The 15,845-nt window shown below is 69.1% G+C and carries 17 protein-coding genes and 3 pseudogenes; 19 read left to right on the plus strand and 1 reads right to left on the minus strand.

Annotated features, from left to right (window positions below):
• Positions 1-51: 51 nt before the first annotated feature.
• From ACZ5CR_RS00110 to ACZ5CR_RS00200, 19 genes and pseudogenes are all read left to right on the plus strand, one after another.
• Positions 52-807: a DNA-methyltransferase gene (locus tag ACZ5CR_RS00110; RefSeq protein WP_468852017.1), complete on the plus strand. Its 756-nt coding sequence runs from the start codon at positions 52-54 to the stop codon at positions 805-807.
• A 241-nt stretch (positions 808-1,048) separates the two neighbouring features.
• A complete protein-coding gene (locus tag ACZ5CR_RS00115; protein ID WP_468852950.1) occupies positions 1,049-1,591 on the plus strand; it encodes a DUF4913 domain-containing protein in 543 nt (180 codons plus the stop codon).
• Complete coding sequence (locus tag ACZ5CR_RS00120; RefSeq protein WP_468852019.1) at positions 1,588-2,073, plus strand: hypothetical protein; 486 nt, start codon at positions 1,588-1,590, stop codon at positions 2,071-2,073. The genes ACZ5CR_RS00115 and ACZ5CR_RS00120 overlap by 4 nt, the downstream gene beginning before the upstream one ends.
• An 18-nt stretch (positions 2,074-2,091) precedes the next feature.
• Positions 2,092-2,790 carry a hypothetical protein gene (locus ACZ5CR_RS00125; protein ID WP_468852021.1) on the plus strand — a complete coding sequence of 233 codons (699 nt, stop codon included), beginning with the start codon at positions 2,092-2,094 and terminating at the stop codon, positions 2,788-2,790.
• Between the two features lie 16 nt (positions 2,791-2,806).
• Positions 2,807-3,550 (plus strand): hypothetical protein, encoded by a 744-nt coding sequence (locus ACZ5CR_RS00130; protein ID WP_468852022.1) that lies wholly within the window; start codon positions 2,807-2,809, stop codon positions 3,548-3,550.
• A gap of 180 nt (positions 3,551-3,730) precedes the next feature.
• The gene (locus tag ACZ5CR_RS00135) at positions 3,731-4,045 is read left to right on the plus strand and encodes an SH3 domain-containing protein (RefSeq protein WP_468852952.1); all 315 of its coding nucleotides are present in this window, start codon (positions 3,731-3,733) and stop codon (positions 4,043-4,045) included.
• 83 nt (positions 4,046-4,128) lie between these two features.
• On the plus strand, positions 4,129-4,611 hold the full coding sequence (locus ACZ5CR_RS00140) for a hypothetical protein (RefSeq protein ID WP_468852024.1): 483 nt from the start codon (positions 4,129-4,131) through the stop codon (positions 4,609-4,611).
• Positions 4,608-5,046: pseudogene (locus tag ACZ5CR_RS00145) on the plus strand (hypothetical protein). The gene ACZ5CR_RS00140 and the pseudogene ACZ5CR_RS00145 overlap by 4 nt, the downstream one beginning before the upstream one ends.
• A gap of 16 nt (positions 5,047-5,062) precedes the next feature.
• Positions 5,063-5,476, plus strand: coding sequence for a hypothetical protein (locus tag ACZ5CR_RS00150; protein ID WP_468852026.1), 414 nt, complete (start codon positions 5,063-5,065; stop codon positions 5,474-5,476).
• 40 nt (positions 5,477-5,516) lie between these two features.
• On the plus strand, positions 5,517-6,347 hold the full coding sequence (locus tag ACZ5CR_RS00155; protein ID WP_468852027.1) for a winged helix-turn-helix transcriptional regulator: 831 nt from the start codon (positions 5,517-5,519) through the stop codon (positions 6,345-6,347).
• Positions 6,344-6,862 carry a regulator gene (locus tag ACZ5CR_RS00160; RefSeq protein ID WP_468852029.1) on the plus strand — a complete coding sequence of 173 codons (519 nt, stop codon included), beginning with the start codon at positions 6,344-6,346 and terminating at the stop codon, positions 6,860-6,862. Before ACZ5CR_RS00155 ends, ACZ5CR_RS00160 begins: the two co-directional genes overlap by 4 nt.
• Positions 6,859-8,094 carry an MFS transporter gene (locus tag ACZ5CR_RS00165; RefSeq protein ID WP_468852030.1) on the plus strand — a complete coding sequence of 412 codons (1,236 nt, stop codon included), beginning with the start codon at positions 6,859-6,861 and terminating at the stop codon, positions 8,092-8,094. Before ACZ5CR_RS00160 ends, ACZ5CR_RS00165 begins: the two co-directional genes overlap by 4 nt.
• 32 nt (positions 8,095-8,126) lie before the next feature.
• A pseudogene (locus ACZ5CR_RS00170) lies at positions 8,127-8,425 on the plus strand (hypothetical protein); the annotation flags it as partial.
• A gap of 53 nt (positions 8,426-8,478) precedes the next feature.
• A complete protein-coding gene (locus ACZ5CR_RS00175) occupies positions 8,479-9,708 on the plus strand; it encodes an ATP-grasp domain-containing protein (RefSeq protein WP_468852032.1) in 1,230 nt (409 codons plus the stop codon).
• A pseudogene (locus ACZ5CR_RS00180) lies at positions 9,705-10,578 on the plus strand (SPDY domain-containing protein). The gene ACZ5CR_RS00175 and the pseudogene ACZ5CR_RS00180 overlap by 4 nt, the downstream one beginning before the upstream one ends.
• Positions 10,579-10,613: 35 nt before the next feature.
• Entirely contained in the window at positions 10,614-11,102 is a 489-nt protein-coding gene (locus ACZ5CR_RS00185) for a hypothetical protein (RefSeq protein WP_468852034.1), read from the plus strand.
• A 142-nt stretch (positions 11,103-11,244) separates the two neighbouring features.
• A complete protein-coding gene (locus ACZ5CR_RS00190; RefSeq protein WP_468852037.1) occupies positions 11,245-12,261 on the plus strand; it encodes an MSCRAMM family protein in 1,017 nt (338 codons plus the stop codon).
• A gap of 334 nt (positions 12,262-12,595) precedes the next feature.
• Positions 12,596-13,348 carry a hypothetical protein gene (locus ACZ5CR_RS00195; protein ID WP_468852039.1) on the plus strand — a complete coding sequence of 251 codons (753 nt, stop codon included), beginning with the start codon at positions 12,596-12,598 and terminating at the stop codon, positions 13,346-13,348.
• A 518-nt stretch (positions 13,349-13,866) separates the two neighbouring features.
• Positions 13,867-14,097 carry a hypothetical protein gene (locus tag ACZ5CR_RS00200; RefSeq protein WP_468852041.1) on the plus strand — a complete coding sequence of 77 codons (231 nt, stop codon included), beginning with the start codon at positions 13,867-13,869 and terminating at the stop codon, positions 14,095-14,097.
• 167 nt (positions 14,098-14,264) lie between these two features.
• On the opposite strand, the gene ACZ5CR_RS00205 is transcribed toward ACZ5CR_RS00200, so the two are convergent.
• A complete protein-coding gene (locus ACZ5CR_RS00205) occupies positions 14,265-15,788 on the minus strand; it encodes a gamma-glutamyltransferase (RefSeq protein WP_468852042.1) in 1,524 nt (507 codons plus the stop codon).
• Positions 15,789-15,845 lie beyond the last annotated feature (57 nt).

The raw sequence follows: 15,845 nt of genomic DNA on the forward strand, positions 1-15,845 counted from the left end.
GCGAGACGGGAGGTTCCCTCCGTGTTTCCGCACCCGAATAGGGGTTTCTCTTTGCCTTTTTCCCTGCACCAGGGCGACGCCCTCAGTGTTCTCTCCGGCCTTCCGGACGCCTGCGTCGACTCCGTTATCACCGATCCGCCGTACAACTCGGGCGGCCGGACTGCGAAGGAGCGCACGACCCGTTCCGCGAAGCAGAAGTACACCTCAGCCGATGCCAAGCACGAACTCGCTGACTTCACCGGCGAGAACATGGACCAGCGCAGCTACGGGTTCTGGTTGACGCAGATCATGACCGAGGCCCACCGCCTGACGAAGACCGGTGGCACGGCACTGCTGTTCACCGACTGGCGCCAGCTCCCGACCACGACGGATGCGATCCAGGCGGCCGGATGGCTGTGGCGCGGTGTGCTGGCCTGGCACAAGCCGCAGGCCAGGCCACAGAAGGGCAGGTTCACCCAGAACTGCGAGTTCATCATCTGGGCGTCCAAGGGGCCGATCGACGGCTCCCGCAACTCGGTCTACCTGCCGGGTATGTACTCGGCGTCGCAGCCCTCAGGGTCCAAGCGCCAGCACATCACGCAGAAGCCGGTAGAGGTGATGCGAGAGCTGGTCAAGATCAGCCCCGAGGGCGGCACGGTGCTCGACTTCTGTGCTGGTTCCGGTTCCACAGGCGTCGCCGCCCTGCTGGAAGGCCGCGACTTCATCGGCGTGGAGAAGACCGAGCACTATGCGGCGATCGCGGCCGACCGGCTCACCGAAACGATCCGCGAGACCCTCACGCAAGACGACGTGACCCTCACCGTCTGAGCCGTGAGTGAGCCTACCGCCTGAGCGGTCGGCGCTCTGGTCGGCAATCCGGAGATGCGTACGTGCATCTCGCCTGCCGTTCAGCGCGTCGCCGCTCCCGCACTTCTCTCATTCCGCGTCCCGTAGGAGGCCCAGCCTTTTCATGCCCGAATCCATAAAGCCCTCCGACGATGGGGAGTTGGAGCCGGTCCGCCTTCCCGATCCACAGCTGGAGGGAATCGAGGCGAGCGTCCGACGGCTCATGGAGCAGTCCGCACAACAGGCCCAGCAACTCGACTACCTTGCGTCCGCCCCCGAGCCGAGCGGATCGCCGTTCGCCGCGTTCGGCATGCCGGGGCTCGGCGGGCCGCCTGCCGCCGCTCCATCAGAGCCCCGACCGATCCTGGAACTCGACGGCGAGGAACGGGAGGACGAACTCGACGCGCTCAGCGACTGGGTCAACGACTTCTTCCTCCCTGTGTACGGGTCGGAGGTCACCACCGCGGCCCCCTGGTGCCTGCAGTGGCAGGAACACGACGGTGTCGTGGCCTGGCTCCACGCCCTCTGGCTCGCCTACCAGCAGCACAAGGACCCCGAGGCCGGATTGAGCGGCCTGTTCGTGTGGCACCGGGACTTCCTCACCCACGCCGTCGCGTCGATCCGCGCACCGGGCGGGCCGCTGTCGGCCTGCATGACCTCCCCCGACCGGCCCGCGCACCGTCTGCTGCCCGGCCCGCCGCCGTCCGTGCGTACGGAGACGACGGCCACGGAGGAACCCGCCGAGCGGGACGAGCCGACGTCATGACCGCGGGACAGGGACAGCCCGCCTTCGGGCTGAGCTTCGACCCCCGCGCGCTGACCGATCTCCTCCAGGCCCCCAGCGACATCCGCGATCTCACCCTCGTCTACCTGCAGGACGTCGTGAACGCGGAACGCTTCGGACTGCGCCTCGACGGTGACCTGGAGGGATACCGCAAGCTGTTCGTGGACTCGCGCAAGGACTGGCGCCTTGTCTACGGCGTCCGCCCGGCGCCCACGGAGGCTGTGCACCACAAGGAGATCCACGTCGTCGCGGTCCGGCCGCGTGCGGGCAACGACGTCTACGACGAGGTCGGCCGTCGCCTGGGGATGATCCGCCGGCCGCTGAGCGCCCGCACCCACGCAGCGCGCTCCCGCTCTCCGCAACTGGCCACCCGCGCTCCCGTGCCCCGGCCCGGTCCACCGCCCACCGCACTGCCGGGTCTGCCCCGTCCCGCACAGAACCCCTCGCACCATCACACCCGCTGAACACACGGAGGGTCGCCTATGCCCCAAGAACCCGCGCCGGCAATAGCCCGGCGTGCGGTCTCCCCGCTCGATCACCGTCTCGAGGCGGTCACCGGCCACGACATCGACACCCTGTGGGCCTACCGGGACCGCGGCGTTCTCGACGAGCCGCATGCCCACCTGGTGGACCGGCACCGCGAGTTGGCCAAGACTCAGACCGGTGTCACCTTCTATCTGAAGCTCCTCAACCGTCTGTCCAGCGGCGAGTTCGACGTCGATGACGCCCTGTTCACGCGCATCGACCGCACCGTGGGCCAGCTGGAAGAGGCCACCAACGCGCGGGACGCCGCCGCCCGGAAGGTGCTCGGCGTCCTGGAGCCCATCGAGGTTGCCGCGGCGGCCTGCGCACCCAAGACCAAGCCGCTCTCGACGGCCGATCAGGCGGCGCTGCTCGCCATCGCCGGCGGAGCCAAGCTCTACGAAAACCTGCTGACCGGCCGGATGTCTGTTATTGCCGCCTCCGGCACACGCGTCCCTCACGCCAAGCTGCGACGGCTGGAGGACGCCGGCCTGGTCGTGAGCGATACCGACCACCCCGTGCACGCCGGCCAACCGGTCGCCCTCACTGACGCCGGACGCGCCGCGCTGTTCGCCAACCAGCTCACGCCCACGACCCGAGGATCGAAGGTTCCGGCCCGCTCGGGCACCTCGCCGTCCACCCCGGCGCAGCGGCGCTGACTCCACCGAAAGGCCCTTGTTGTCTCCCACCGAACCGGCACTGGTCCGGAGGTCCATCCCCCAAGTCGACTTCGATCTCGACGACTTCGACGCCGACGAGGACAAGTACCTCGACTTCTACCGCAAGGTCGCTGTCCGCGACGACATGCTCGTCCCCCTCGCCGAACACCACGACGGTGCGCACAGCTACTACGTCCTGTTCGACCGCACCGCTACCTGGGGGCACCCTGGCATGCCGAAGGTGCTCGTCGTGCATCTGCAACGGGACTTTGAGCAGCGGACGTTCGCCTTCGAGCAGGCCCCGCTGCCGCTTCCCGCGATGGCGCAGTCCTGGCTCATCAAGCGTGGCTGTCCACACGACGCCATCGGCCTCGACCCGGAGCTGGGCCCGCTGCCGGCGGACGATGCGACGCGTGCGCTGGAGCGGCGCCTGGCGGGCGACGGCGACCACTACGCCATGGGCTACTCCTACACCGCCGACGACCCGGACGACATGGTCACCGTCGTGGCCCTGCGCGCCATGGACGAGCGAGCCCCCAGCCCGTTCCGCGTCGTGGTCGAGGAGGTCGACTCCGACACCTGGACGCGCACTCTGCGCGAGGGCGGCTTCGACACGGTGGGCGAGGCCCTGCAGTGGTGCAATGACCGGCTCACCGGCGAGGCCGGTCCGCTCCCGCCGGTCCGCCCGGCAGCCGCAGCCAGCCGCCCGGCCGGTGTGGCGAAGGCCCCTGCTCCGCGCCCGCCCGGCCGTTCGTGCTGAGCGCTAAAGCCGGTGCGAGCGGCGAAACATAGCCGACGATCGCCGGTTAGCCAAACCGGCGATTCTCCGGACTCTTATACAGCCGCCGGGACAACTCCCGCGGCCCCCTCCCCACCATCCCTATGACTTGAAGGAGGTTTCTTCCGTATGCCCTCCACCTGAATTTCCATATCCGCGGCAATACTCGGCGCACTCGCGCTGCCGGTGCTCTCTGCCACCACAGCCAGCGCGGCCCCCACCGCCGCCACTGCGGCTCCCGCGAGTGGCTGTTACGACCTGCCGCCGCTGCCGTACGCGGTGCACGCCAAGGCCGTCACCATCCGATCCAAGGCCAGCTCGAAGTCCACCGCGGTCGGCGTGCTCTACAAGAGCCACAAGTTCAGCGTGTCCAAGAAGAGCGGCAACTGGCTCTACATCAGGGACAAGACGACCGGCGTCAAGGGCTGGGTGTCTGGCACGTACGTCTATCGCGACGTCCGTATGTGTCTGGACTGAACGGAGATTCGGCTGGGATGCCGGGCACGGCCGCGCCTCACATTCCCCTAGGTACCGGCCTTTCCAGAACAGGAGCTTCCCCTTTGTTCGACGGTATATCCGATGACGCTGAGGATGTCGTGGGCGTGCTCACCGAACGGATTGAAGCGCGCTTCGGCATGGAAATGGGCCAGTTGAAGTTCGCGGTCGGCGCCGCGCCGACCGCGAACCTTGACGCCACCGAGGTCCTCAAGTGGCACGGCCTTCTCGTCGAGGCCCAGTCCGTGCTCGACGGCGCGGAAGACGTCCTCCTTGCCGCGCTGGAAACTCAGCCCAGCGAGGTCGACGACCCGACCATGGGGCTCGCCGACCGCGTAAACGCAGCCGTCACCGTACGCGACGGCCGGGCCATGGTCGTGCGGTGGCTCCTTGACCCGGACGCTCCGGGCAAGCAGGGCCTCGCCGCCGAACGGCTCGCCCGCCTTCGCCCCCGAAACGGTCCGGCGGTGCAGACCAGCGCTCCCCAACGCACCCCGGGGACGCCTGCGCCAGCGTCGGTGTGGCGGGCAGGAAGGCCCGTCCGATGAGCCGGATCAAGGCGAGCACCCTGGACTGCACCCTGCAGAAGGTCTTCGGGAATCCGGTCCCGGAGCTGTACGAGGCGGCTGCTGGGGTCTGATGCCTCGCCCGCTCTCGTCCGTGCCCTGGAACTGCGTTCCTTCCTGGCTCTGACGGAGGAGCAGGTCTCCCGCGTCCGCGACCGTGTGCACGCGGACATGGATCCGGACCGCGACACGGGCGAGGTGTCGGCGGACAAGCTCCGCTTCGACGCGCAGTGGCTGGAGGCGGCGCTCGATGCCCGTGACGCCTACCGCGCTGCCCTCGGGGAGCTTCTGGACACCATGCCTGCGCCCGGCCAGCGGGCCCGTCCCATCCGCACGGCACAACTCAGGGCCGCCGCAACCCTGCTCCCGTCCGCCGCCCCGGCGCTCCAGCGTGCCAGGGCGGCCCGGGGCCGCTGACCGTGAAAGCCCTCGCTTGTCCCATGCCACGTCCACCGAGATAGCCGGACGGATCGAGGTCCTGTACGGCGCGCCGCTCGCCGACCTCGAAGCCCACACCCAAGACCAGCCGCCCGGCTTGCTCTCCGCCCTGCTCGGCATGCACGACGACCTCGCCCTCGCCGAGCGCAGCATCGACATCCACCGCGACCTCCTCGCCCGGCTCATCCACCCCGAGCAACAGATCGGCCGGTACGAGGTCTCCCATCTCCTCGACGGCTCCCGCCGTCTCGCTGAGGCAGTCGCCGTCCGCGACGTCCAGGCCAAGTCGGTCGCCGCCGTGCTGCAGAGCCTGGCCAGCGTCCCGGCCCCAGCACCGTCCCCGCCAACACCCTCACCACCCGTTCCGGCTCCGCCCCCTCCGGCCCAGAGCACGGCGCCCAGCCGCTGATCCGCCGACGATTTCCTTTACTCACCCAGGAGTTCCTCCCTTGGCCACCACCGCTCTGCCTCCCGACACCGAAGCCGACATCGCCCGGGTCACCGAGGCCCTCGCCATGATCACCCCGCGCTGGAACGTGAGGATCCTGCTGGCACTCTCCGGCTCGCCACTGCGGTACAGCGAGCTGGCGGCCAAGGTGTCCTGGCTGCAGAACGGCCAGCTCCACCCCAAGCTCAAGGCCCTGTGCGACGCCGGACTCGTCGAACGCACCGAACACACCGCACGCCATGTCACCTACGGCCACACCGAGCGTGGCGCCGCCCTGCTGCCGGTCCTGCCGATGATTGTCACCTGGGCCGAGAAGCATCTGGAGGCGGACCGCCCGCTGCCCGCGATCGAGCAGATCGAGGACAGCCTCACCCTGCTCACCCGGCGGCATGCCGCCGCCCTCCTGTGGGTGCTCAAGTCCCGCCACGAGGTCAGCGGGAGGGCCCTGGCCCGGATCGTGATGCCCAGCGGCGACTGGACCAACGTGTACCCGCCGCTGCGGCAGCTCGTCGCCGACGGCCTGGTCCACACCGAGGGCACCGGCCAGCCCTACCGGCTGTCTACGGCGGGCGACGGTCTGGGCTCCGTTCTCGGCGCCCTGTCCGCATGGTCCGCCGGACAGCCCCTCAACCAGGCAACCCAGCACCCAATCTGGGGGCACCCGCAGGCACGCACCGCGCCCAGGCCGTGGGTGAGCAGCCAGTCCCGGCCCGCCCCCGCAGCCCTCCCGCGGGGCGAGTCCTCGCTGATGTGGCACAACCGCGACCTCTTCTCCCACGCCACGTCCGCCCGCCCGCAGACGGCCATCGCGGCAGGAGGCCCGCGCCGATGACGACCCTCTTCACTCCTGCCGAAGTACGCAACGCCGTCGACCTGCTGACCTCGCGCCCCTTGATCCGCCTGATCACCGAGATCGACGACAACGGCGCGATACCGCCGCGACGACTTGCCGGCACGCTCCCAGACCTCTCCTCGCACCAACTGCGCCTCGCCTCCGAAGCGGCCCGCGCCTACGGCCTCGTCCAGACCGCACCTGGGTCCGGCCTAGAACTCACGGACGACGGAGTGGAGTTGGCCGACCTGTACGACGCGGCGGCGCGCTGGTCCCGACGCCACGCCTCCCCGGCACAGGTCTGCGAGTTCAGCAGCCGCATCCGCCACGTTCTCGACCTCCTGACGCCCTCACTCGCGCCCGAGTGCGCCGACAGCCCCTCAGCGCGGTCCGCCGCGCCCCTGCCCAGCGCCGAGGCCAAGGCGGACCTTGCCCGACCCCGCACTCTGCTGATCCAGTGGTTGGCTGGCAACCCCCAGGTCGCCCAGGTGTCCGCGCCCGAGCCGGCCGCGTGAGCGCAGCGGTCACACCCCGGCATGCACGCCACACCGCCGGGCTCCTGCGCAGCATCTACCTGCCGCGCACGGTGGACACCCTCGCGTTCGCGATGTCCACCTACGGCATCCCGCTGCTGGTCCTGGCCACCACGGGCTCCGCCGCACTGACGGGCTTGGCGTTCGCCCTGGAGTGGATCCCGCGTCTGGCAGCCTTCGGGTGGGCCGGATCGATCGTCGACCGGCGCGGGGCGGCCGTCGTCTTCCACCTCGCCTCCCTCGGACGTGCGCTGGTCCTCGCCACCGGCGCCGTCCTGCTCCACTTCCACCCGTCCGGTACCGCCGCGAGTGCGACCGTCATGGTGCTCGCGGCGACGACCGGCGTGCTCACCGAGTTCAGTTACATCGCGGCCGAGACCGCGGGCGCGGCTGCCGGCCGCCGAGCGGGGGCGCGTGCCCACCGGGTCCAGGCCGTATTGCTGGGGATCGACCAGACCGCGACCCTGAGCGGCCCGGCACTCGCCGGGGTACTCCTGCTCGCCGGGCCACCGCCGATGCTCGCGGTGATCACCGTGCTCTCGCTGCTCGCCGCGCTTCTCGCCCTGCGCACGCCCCCCTCGCCCGTGGCCCCGGCCCGCGCGCCCAGGGGGCAATCCGGCGCCGGTCTCCTCACCGGGTGGCGCACCATCCGCTCGCTTCCCGCACTCGGCTGGCTCGTGACCGGGCTGACCCTGTCCAACCTGGCCATCGGAATCCTCCAAGCGGCCGGCCCCGTGATCGTCGTCCAGCACTTCGGGCAGTCCGTCACGGCCGTCGGCCTGGTCTGGTCCGCCGCCGCGGCGGCCACCCTCTTGGCCGTCACCGTCTGCCGGTTCGCGCTGGATCGCCTGGGCCTGTGGCCAGTTGGAGCCGCGTGCGCCGCCCTCGCCTCACTCGGCTGTCTCGCCGCCGCCCAGGCCCCCGACTACCTGTCCTACCTGCTCCTGGTCGCGGTCCTCATGGCGGGCGAAGGCGGCATGACGGTCGTCCTGCGCACCTTGCGCTCCCGCCTGATTCCCCCGGAGAAGTTCGGCAGCACCTTGTCGGCGACCATCCTCATCCTCCTGCTGCCCTTCCCCGTCGCCGGCGGGCTCACCGCGCTCACCCCGCCCGACGCGCTGGGCCACGTCATCACCGCCTGCGCCGCCCTGCAGGCACTCGGCCTGTTCTGCGCCTTCGGCCGCCTGCGCACCGATCCCGCCCTGCGCACCTGACCCTGCCGCGCCCCCAGCCTGTGGAGAACCTCATGCCCACTGCCGTCCTCGGATCGCATCGTGCGACCGGCCGCAGCATCACCCAGCAGTTCCGCGCCTTCGACGCGAACAACCCGCACGTCTACGTCGCTCTGGAGCGCATGGCGGCCGCCGCCTGGCCGTCGGTGCCACACGGCTCGGCTTGAAGGACCTCTTCGAAGACCTGTGCCGCCAGCTCCCGTACGGCGTCGTCGGGCCGAACAACAACTACATCGCTCTCTACGCCCGCCGACTGATCGACGACCACCCCCACTGGGCTGGCGCGTTCGAGCTGCGCCGCCGCCGTGCAGCCCAAGACACTCCCGCTCTCTCGTCCCGTCGTCCACCGATACGGAGAAACCCTTCTTGTCCGCTCGTCCCCTCGTACTCGTTGTCTCTCCAGGTGATGAGACCTATCGCGGCTACTGCCTTGAGCAGGTGGCCGCCGCGTACGACGTCGTCCTGCTCACTGGCTCCGAGCCGTCGTGGGAGAAACCGTTCATCGTGGACCACGCCCTCGTCGACCTGAGAGACCCCGCGGAACTGCTCGCCGGCGGCCGGGCTCTGGCCGAGCGCCATGACCTCGCCGGGATCGTCACCTGGGAAGAGTGGCACCTCGTCCCCACAGCCCGCCTCGCCCGCGCGGTCGTTCTTTCCTCGACGTCCGTCGAGGTGATGCGTGCCTGGCGCAACAAGGCCACCGCCCGCACCCTGTTCGCCCGCCACGGGGTGCCCTCGGCCGCGTCGATGAAGGTACGGACCCTGCTGGAGGCCGGACTTGCGACGATGGCGCTGGGCTACCCCGCCGTCATCAAGCCCGTCGCGTTCGCTGGCAGCATCGGCGTGATCCGTGTCGACCGGCCCGAAGAACTGCCCGCCGCGTTCGCGTTCGCTGCAGCCGGCGCGAGCCGCAGCCGCGAGGACACCGGCGTCCTGGTCGAGGAGTACCTCGACGGGCCGGAAGTCTCGGTCGAATGCGTCACCCACCGAGGCGTGACCACCGCGGTCGCCGCGACCCGCAAGCACCTGGGACCCGCACCGTACTTCGACGAGACCGGGCACACCGTCGATGCCATCGACCCGCTCCTGGCCCAGGTCGCACCGGTCGCCGCTGCTGCGGTCAAGGCCCTGGGGATCACCGACGGCGTGCAGCACGTCGAGCTGCGCCTCGTGGACGGCCGGCCCCGGCTGATCGAGGTCAACGCACGCATCGGCGGCGACATGATCGGCCACCTCGTCCGCCTCGCCACCGGCATCGACCTGCCCAAGGCCGCCGCCGACCTCGCCTGCGGCCGGGCACCGGATCTCACACCGACACGCAGCGGGGCCGCAGGCATCCACATGATCTACCCGGCCGCCTCCGGCACCCTCACCGCACGGCACATCAACACCCCATTCGCCGCCCACACCTCGTGGCTGCGACAGGTGCAGTGGATCCGCGAGATCGGCGAGCAGCTCCTCCTGCCGCCCGACGGCGACCTGTTCACCGCCCGCGCCGGGTTCTACATCGTCACCGGCCGCAACACTGCCGAGGTCACCGAACGCCTCGACACCGTTGCCGACGAGATCACCGTCACCACGAGGGCGGACCGATGAACTCTCAGCCCGATCCGCGCCTCGACATCGACGGTGATGTCTACGTCTCCCCGCGCCACCTCGCGGGCAGCACCTATACCGGTGACCCCGCCCTCGCCCCGCTGCTCGACCTCGGCTGGGATCTCCAGCACGACGACCTCGGCAACTGCTATGTCAGCGCCCCCCGACCGGCGCGTCCGTCTGGGCTATCTGCCTGAAGGTGAGGACGACGGGCTCTGGCGCATCAACGCCTACAAGGACTCGTTCGGCCCGCCAGCGTGGGGTGTCTGCTTCAACGACCGCGTTCCCACCGAGTTCGTCCAGGCATTGACCACGGTCCTTGCCACGGCATACGCGCAGGGGCCTGACGTCTACCTCGCCCAGCCGGATCCCAACAGCGACGAGCACGAGCCCTTCCGCGCTCTCGTCCCTCTCTTGAAGCGGGGCTGGGAGATCGAGCGCCGGCGCCGGGGCGTTTTCGCCGTCCAGGCCCCGGACGGCCTCGCGGGCATGGAGTTCACCACCGGTGACCTCGATCCGGAAGCAGAGCTGACGACTAGGGACGCCCGTTGGCAGCTGTGGGCGGGCAAGTCCATCGACCGGGCCGTCTGGTACGCCACGGCCAGCACCGACACCCCCGTCGCCCTGCTCACCGCGGTCACCGAGTGCGTCGCCGATCCGGCCCCGTTGCCGCGCTGGCGGGAGGAGACCTTCAGCTACATCAAGGACATGGCCCAGCTCACCCCCATCCTCCCGCCCGGGCCGCCGGCTCCCACACCGCTGGATGTGCAGCGGGCCGTCGCGTCCCGAGGCCCGGCCGCACTCCCTGCAGCCAGCGTCCCGCGCTGGAGCACCACCAGCCGACCGGCCTTGCCTGGCCCCCGTCGCTGACTGCGGCGGCCCAACCTCCGACTGGAGACCCCTTCTTGTCTCTGCAGGCCCCCGAGTTCTTCGCCGAGCTGTGCCTCCCCTTCCACGATCACGCCGTCGTGGGCAGCACCTACTTCGCCGTCCCCGTCCCCGGCGCCCCGTTGCGGCTGCGGATCGACTTCAGCCGCACCATCCACGCGGACACCTACGGCGGTCTGCGTGTGGCGGTCGTTCACCCGGACCACGGCGAGATTGACGCGGTGGCACTCAGCTTCGCGGACCACGGAACATTCCACCGCCGCGACGAAGCCACCAACACCCGGCCGAACACCAAGCAGTACGGCACCTTCGACAAATACCACCGTCCTGGACGGCCGCCATGGGACGGGGCCGTCGCCACCGGGCTGCGCGATGCCATCGAGCAGTACACCGCCGTCTGGTTCCCCGGTGCCTGGACCGCGTCCGCGGCCGGTCGTGCGGCCGGCCGCACCGGGCTCAGGGCGGCCGTCCCGCCGGTCACACGCAACGGTGCCCGCACCCGCTGAATCTCCGTCCCGCCCCGCTGGCCTAACCGTCGGATCGCTCGGACTTCCCGCCGCCCGCCTCCCCCCCGGGCCGACGCCGAACCGCCCCGTTGAGCCCACTACCGAGACCTGCTTCCGTCTGTATCCCTTGGAGAGTCCCTTCTTGCGCATCCGTTCCGCTCGCACCGTTCCTGCCGCTGTAGCCGTCGCTGCTGCGGTGACCGGCAGCCTGTCCTGGGCACCGACAGCATCGGCCCAGAACACCGAGCCCACACCCTCCTCGTCCTCGAGTCCGCGCAACGCAGCCGGGGCGGAGGCCGGCGGCGTCGCCCTCCTGAAGAAGGATCCCGGTGGCGACGTGCTCGCCGGCGCGTCCTTCACCCTGTTCGACTCCGCAGGCAAGGAATCAGCCAATGGCAAGACCGACACCCAGGGAAAGCTCGTCTTCAAGGACCTTGAGCCGGGGGTCTACCGTCTCAAGGAGGTCACCAGCGGCAGCCCTCTGCACAACACGGTCGACGACCAGGACGTGATCGTCACCCCCGGCGTTGACACACCACTCACGATCGTCGATCCGTTCAAGGACGCCTCGGTACTGCTGAAGGCCAAGGACGGCAAGGGCGGAAAGCTGCTGCCCGGATCGACGGTCAACATTGGCATTGGCGACAAGAAAATCCTGACGCTGACCACCGGCTCCGACGGCACGGCCAGCGGCAAGCTGCCCGTCAACTCGCGTACCGGCAGCGACTTCTGGGTCAAGCAGGTGAAGGCGCCCGAGGGATACGAGATCTACAAGCCTTCGAAGACGTTCAAGGCCAAGCCGGTCGATCCGGTGACGGTGACCACCACCAACGCCAAGGCCGACACGACCCCGCCGCCGACGGGAAAGCCGACCGGCAAGCCCACCGGCAAGCCGAGCGACCGACCGACCCCGGACAAGCCCGGCAAGGACGAGGATGTCTCGGTGCCGTCCGTCTCGGGTGCACCGACCGCAGATGAAGCTGCGGCGAGTGCTGCGGCGTCCACCCCTGCAGGCTCGCTTGCGCACACAGGCGCCGACGCCACCCCGTGGCTGATCGGTAGTGGCGGAGTTTTGATCGCTGCTGGCGGAGGTGCCCTCATTGCGGCTCGCCGCCGACGCACGGACAACTCCACCAACGACGGCTCCAGCGAGAGCTGACCCTACTAACGGCATGACGCAGGGCCCCCAGAATCATTCGGTTCCGGGGGCTCTGTCTTGGATGCGTACCCGATGTGCAATGCCCTCGATTCACCCGCCGCCCATGCGCGGCCGTTGCGTATCGCCAAACCGTGAAGATGCGTACGCGCGTTCACCGTCAGGGTGGGCCCGTTGCCTCTTTGGTGTCGGTCAATACCGAACGCCAGCGCGAGCGTGCGGCGGTGCGGCAAGCTCGCCGATAGCCTGCATCTGGCCCGCTCGACGAACATGCGGACCCTGCACCGCGCGGAGGCACTACATGGCGTTACATCCTCTCCAAGGCCCGCTGGACCGCATGATCGACTACCTAAGTGACGCCCAGCGTCTGCATGATGTGATTCAAGAGCGGCTCCAGCAGACGACGGCGGAGCGCCGCGCGCAGGGCAGACCGGGCGGAGGGCAACCCGGGAAGCAGCACTCTTCCCTCAACCGGGCCGTCGTGGTGGCGGCCGTCGGGGCCCTCGAAGCTTTCAACGAAGATCTCGCTTTGACCGCGCAGCCACTTGATCCGCAGGCCACTCCGCCGTCCTCCTGGTACCAGATTGACGGCAAGCAAGGGATGGTGCAGACCCCCAGCCCATACAACCTGCGCAAGCTCTACTGGACCTTCTTCCGGTACGACCCGACACCTGACTGGGAGTGGGCCGTGGAGGTTGCTCCCTCCGAGTTGGGAAAGGGCAGCACCTGGCGCGTCGGAGCTACGACCTATCAAGGAACCGATGCCTCGTTGTTCCTGGACGCCATGGTCAAGGTTCGTCATGGCTTCGCTCACCAGGACAAGGCTCAGAAGCCTCCCGCCCACGCGGGAATCGTGACACTGACTCCGGCTGCCAAGATCTCGATCCATTCACACCACGCCAGGAACGCCCTCAGTGTCCTGCTCCAATTCGCTGTTCTCACAACGCACGGCCTGGCAAACCAACTGTCGCTCGCAGGGCAGTTCCGATGGTCCGCCAGGATGGCAGCCGCAGGCTGGGAGGGGCTGCTTCGAAGTACGCCAGCGGGCACCATGGTCATGGAGAACTGGAAGTATGCTCCCCAGCTTTAGACGCCAACGCGCTCGACGACCCAGGAAGCGGCTGCCCTTCATTGATGTCGTGCCACCCGGGAGCCCTCGGTGGTCCCCGTCCCAAACTTCGCTGTCTCCTGGGAACCCAACGAGTGACAGCGTCAATGAAGCGGTCTGTGGCTGGGTCGTCAATAGGCCCTAGGTCTGGGTCCACGGTGCTCGGATCACCGATGGGCACGTCGCTCTGGATATGCGCCTCACGCCAGGGCTCGACCCTGGCTAGGTTGCTGGGACGGACAGTGCGTCCTTCGCAGAGCACACGAGGTCACCTTCGCCTCGGCGGGCTGAGAGCTCTGACTGCGTCGGCCGAACCAGTTCCTGAACGCCTTACCGTGGCTCGACCGGACGGCCCGGGAACGGTTCGGACGAACCGTTCCCGACGTTACCTGCTGCCGTCCTAACGCCTATTCAGCGTGATGCTCCCACCCCGTTCGGGCTGGAGCGTCCCATTACGCAATGCCGGGACAAGACGCCCAACGGGCGATAATACTGATCGGATGGCTACAGAGCCCCGCCCCTCCATCGTGTCCTCATGTATCGAGCTTCTCGAGCGTCTCGCCCAGTTCAGCGAGAAGGTGACGAGAACGCTCCGTGGGGTGACCAAGACGTACAAGGAAGCCGAAGCAGCACGCAGTCATCTACGCGACGCCCGCAGGTTGGCTACGCAGCTGCGCTGGGCCGTTGTTGCCTTCTTCGGGCTCGAGGGCGGAACTGCCGAAGCCTGCTAGGCCATGGGCCAGCCGGGTAATGCTGCACTGTCAAGCAGTCGCCATCGTCCGAGCTGGCCGCCTAACCGATGATGGCGAGGACGTCCACGCTGGTGCGCCACGGCCGGTGCCCGTCCACACGGCAGACCACCCACAGACGCAGCACCCCAGACACCGCCCGGGCCAGACTAGGCGCGTGCGGAGGGCAGGTCGTAGCGGCTTACGGCCAGGTATGTTTCCGGCGTGGCCGCTTCGAGGAGACCCTCGTCGCCTTCCAGGTCGAGCTTCGGCTCCTGGGGATGGCGCAGCAGGTCGCTCCAGTCGCTCGTCGTTCCCCGCTCGTAGGCGTCGCGGAGCAGGGGGCGCAGCCGCGGGCGGGCTTCCTCCTGCTGCTCGCGGAAGATCCGTCGCTGGGTGAGTCGTTGCACTTCCTGGGCTTCGTCGCCGAGCCCTTGGTCGAGGGCCGGCTGATCTTCGGCGCGCAGTCCTGGAGTGCGCTGGGTGATGGCCAGATCTTCTTCGTGGAGGCGTGCGCAGGCGGCGAACAGTTTTCTGGACATGCCGAGGTGGACCTCGGTTCCAGGGATGCGGCAGGTGAGGAAGTCGTCGAGCCCCCAGGAGCGGATCTGGGCGCGCAGGGTGTGCGACTCGGTGTGGAGCGCCGCTCCGCGGGCGTCCGCGCGCATGGCGAGGGTGAGGTCGTAGTTTTCCAAGGGGGTGGTCAGCCCGGAACGCCGGTGGCGGGAAGCGCGGTCGGCCGGTACCGGCACCGTGCGCAACTGAGAGGCGGGAGCCGAGCGCAGCGCCAGGTATGCGAGCATCTGGGCACGGGCCGCACCGATGAGCGCGTCGTCGCTATCCCCGAGGTGGTCTTCGAGGTTGCCGGGGCCCACCGCTGCGTCGTCAGCGCCGGATCCGGCCGGGGGGAGGGGCGGCTCGCCGGAGCGCAGGTCATGGTCGATCGTGAGAAAGAGGTCGTCTCCGGGCCGCACGGACGCCCCGACCAGGACGATGCGGTGCTTGTAGGAGCCGAGAATTTCGCTGCCGGCCTCCAGTTGCACCCACCCCTTGCGGAGCTCGCCGACGCCGACACTGCCGCCCTTGGCCTCGATCAGCCAGTACATCTCTTCCGCCTCGTGCCGTCCCCACAGGTCGGGCAGCGTCCTCTTCGGGTCCTTGAAAGTGCCGCTCAGGGCGAGGATGGGGCCGCCCAGTTCGAGGTGGTGAGTCTGTCCGAGGCCCAGCAGGGAACGGCACGCCCACTCGGTCATCGTCATGCCCAGCCGGTAGGCGGCGGCGTTCTTCGCAGTGCGCTCGGTGCCGTGCTCGTACACCGGGTTCAGGGTCAGGCGCTGGCCCTTTGCGCCCGGTACGGGGTGCCGGGATGTGACTGGGTGGGCGCCAAGGTAGGCGTACAGCGGGGAGACCCGGGCGACGAGTTCCCCGTGCGCGTACCGGGGCTGGTTCTGCAGGTGCGGGGTGACGTCGCGGCCGACCTCGGTGGCGGCCTTGATGATCTCTCGCCACGTGGTGGTCGGGGCGTACCAGCCATCGGTTGCCGGGAATCCGTCCGAGGCGCTCCACGCCTCATGCTTCGCCGTGCGCCACTGCCTCTTGGGCTTGTTCGCGGGTCCGTTACGGAACAGGACCGGTACGTCGAAGCTGTCGGCGTAGGTGAGCGGCAGCTCGTCGGCGATGTGTGCGGGGATCATGAGGATCACTTTGGCACGGGACAGGACCCTTCCGAATGCCGGGCAGCGGGCCGCCGA

The sequence above is a fragment of the Streptomyces sp. NPDC031274 genome (genome assembly GCF_055570235.1).

Bases quoted from the DNA above. Each gene is read 5' to 3' on its own strand.
- ACZ5CR_RS00115 (WP_468852950.1), top strand. From the start codon at position 1,049: ATGGAGCAGTCCGCACAACAGGCCCAGCAACTCGACTACCTTGCGTCC.
- ACZ5CR_RS00195 (WP_468852039.1), top strand. From the start codon at position 12,596: ATGATCGACTACCTAAGTGACGCCCAGCGTCTGCATGATGTGATTCAA.
- ACZ5CR_RS00205 (WP_468852042.1), bottom strand. From the start codon at position 15,788: ATGATCCCCGCACACATCGCCGACGAGCTGCCGCTCACCTACGCCGAC.
- ACZ5CR_RS00200 (WP_468852041.1), top strand. From the start codon at position 13,867: ATGGCTACAGAGCCCCGCCCCTCCATCGTGTCCTCATGTATCGAGCTT.
- ACZ5CR_RS00125 (WP_468852021.1), top strand. From the start codon at position 2,092: ATGCCCCAAGAACCCGCGCCGGCAATAGCCCGGCGTGCGGTCTCCCCG.
- ACZ5CR_RS00160 (WP_468852029.1), top strand. From the start codon at position 6,344: ATGACGACCCTCTTCACTCCTGCCGAAGTACGCAACGCCGTCGACCTG.
- ACZ5CR_RS00120 (WP_468852019.1), top strand. From the start codon at position 1,588: ATGACCGCGGGACAGGGACAGCCCGCCTTCGGGCTGAGCTTCGACCCC.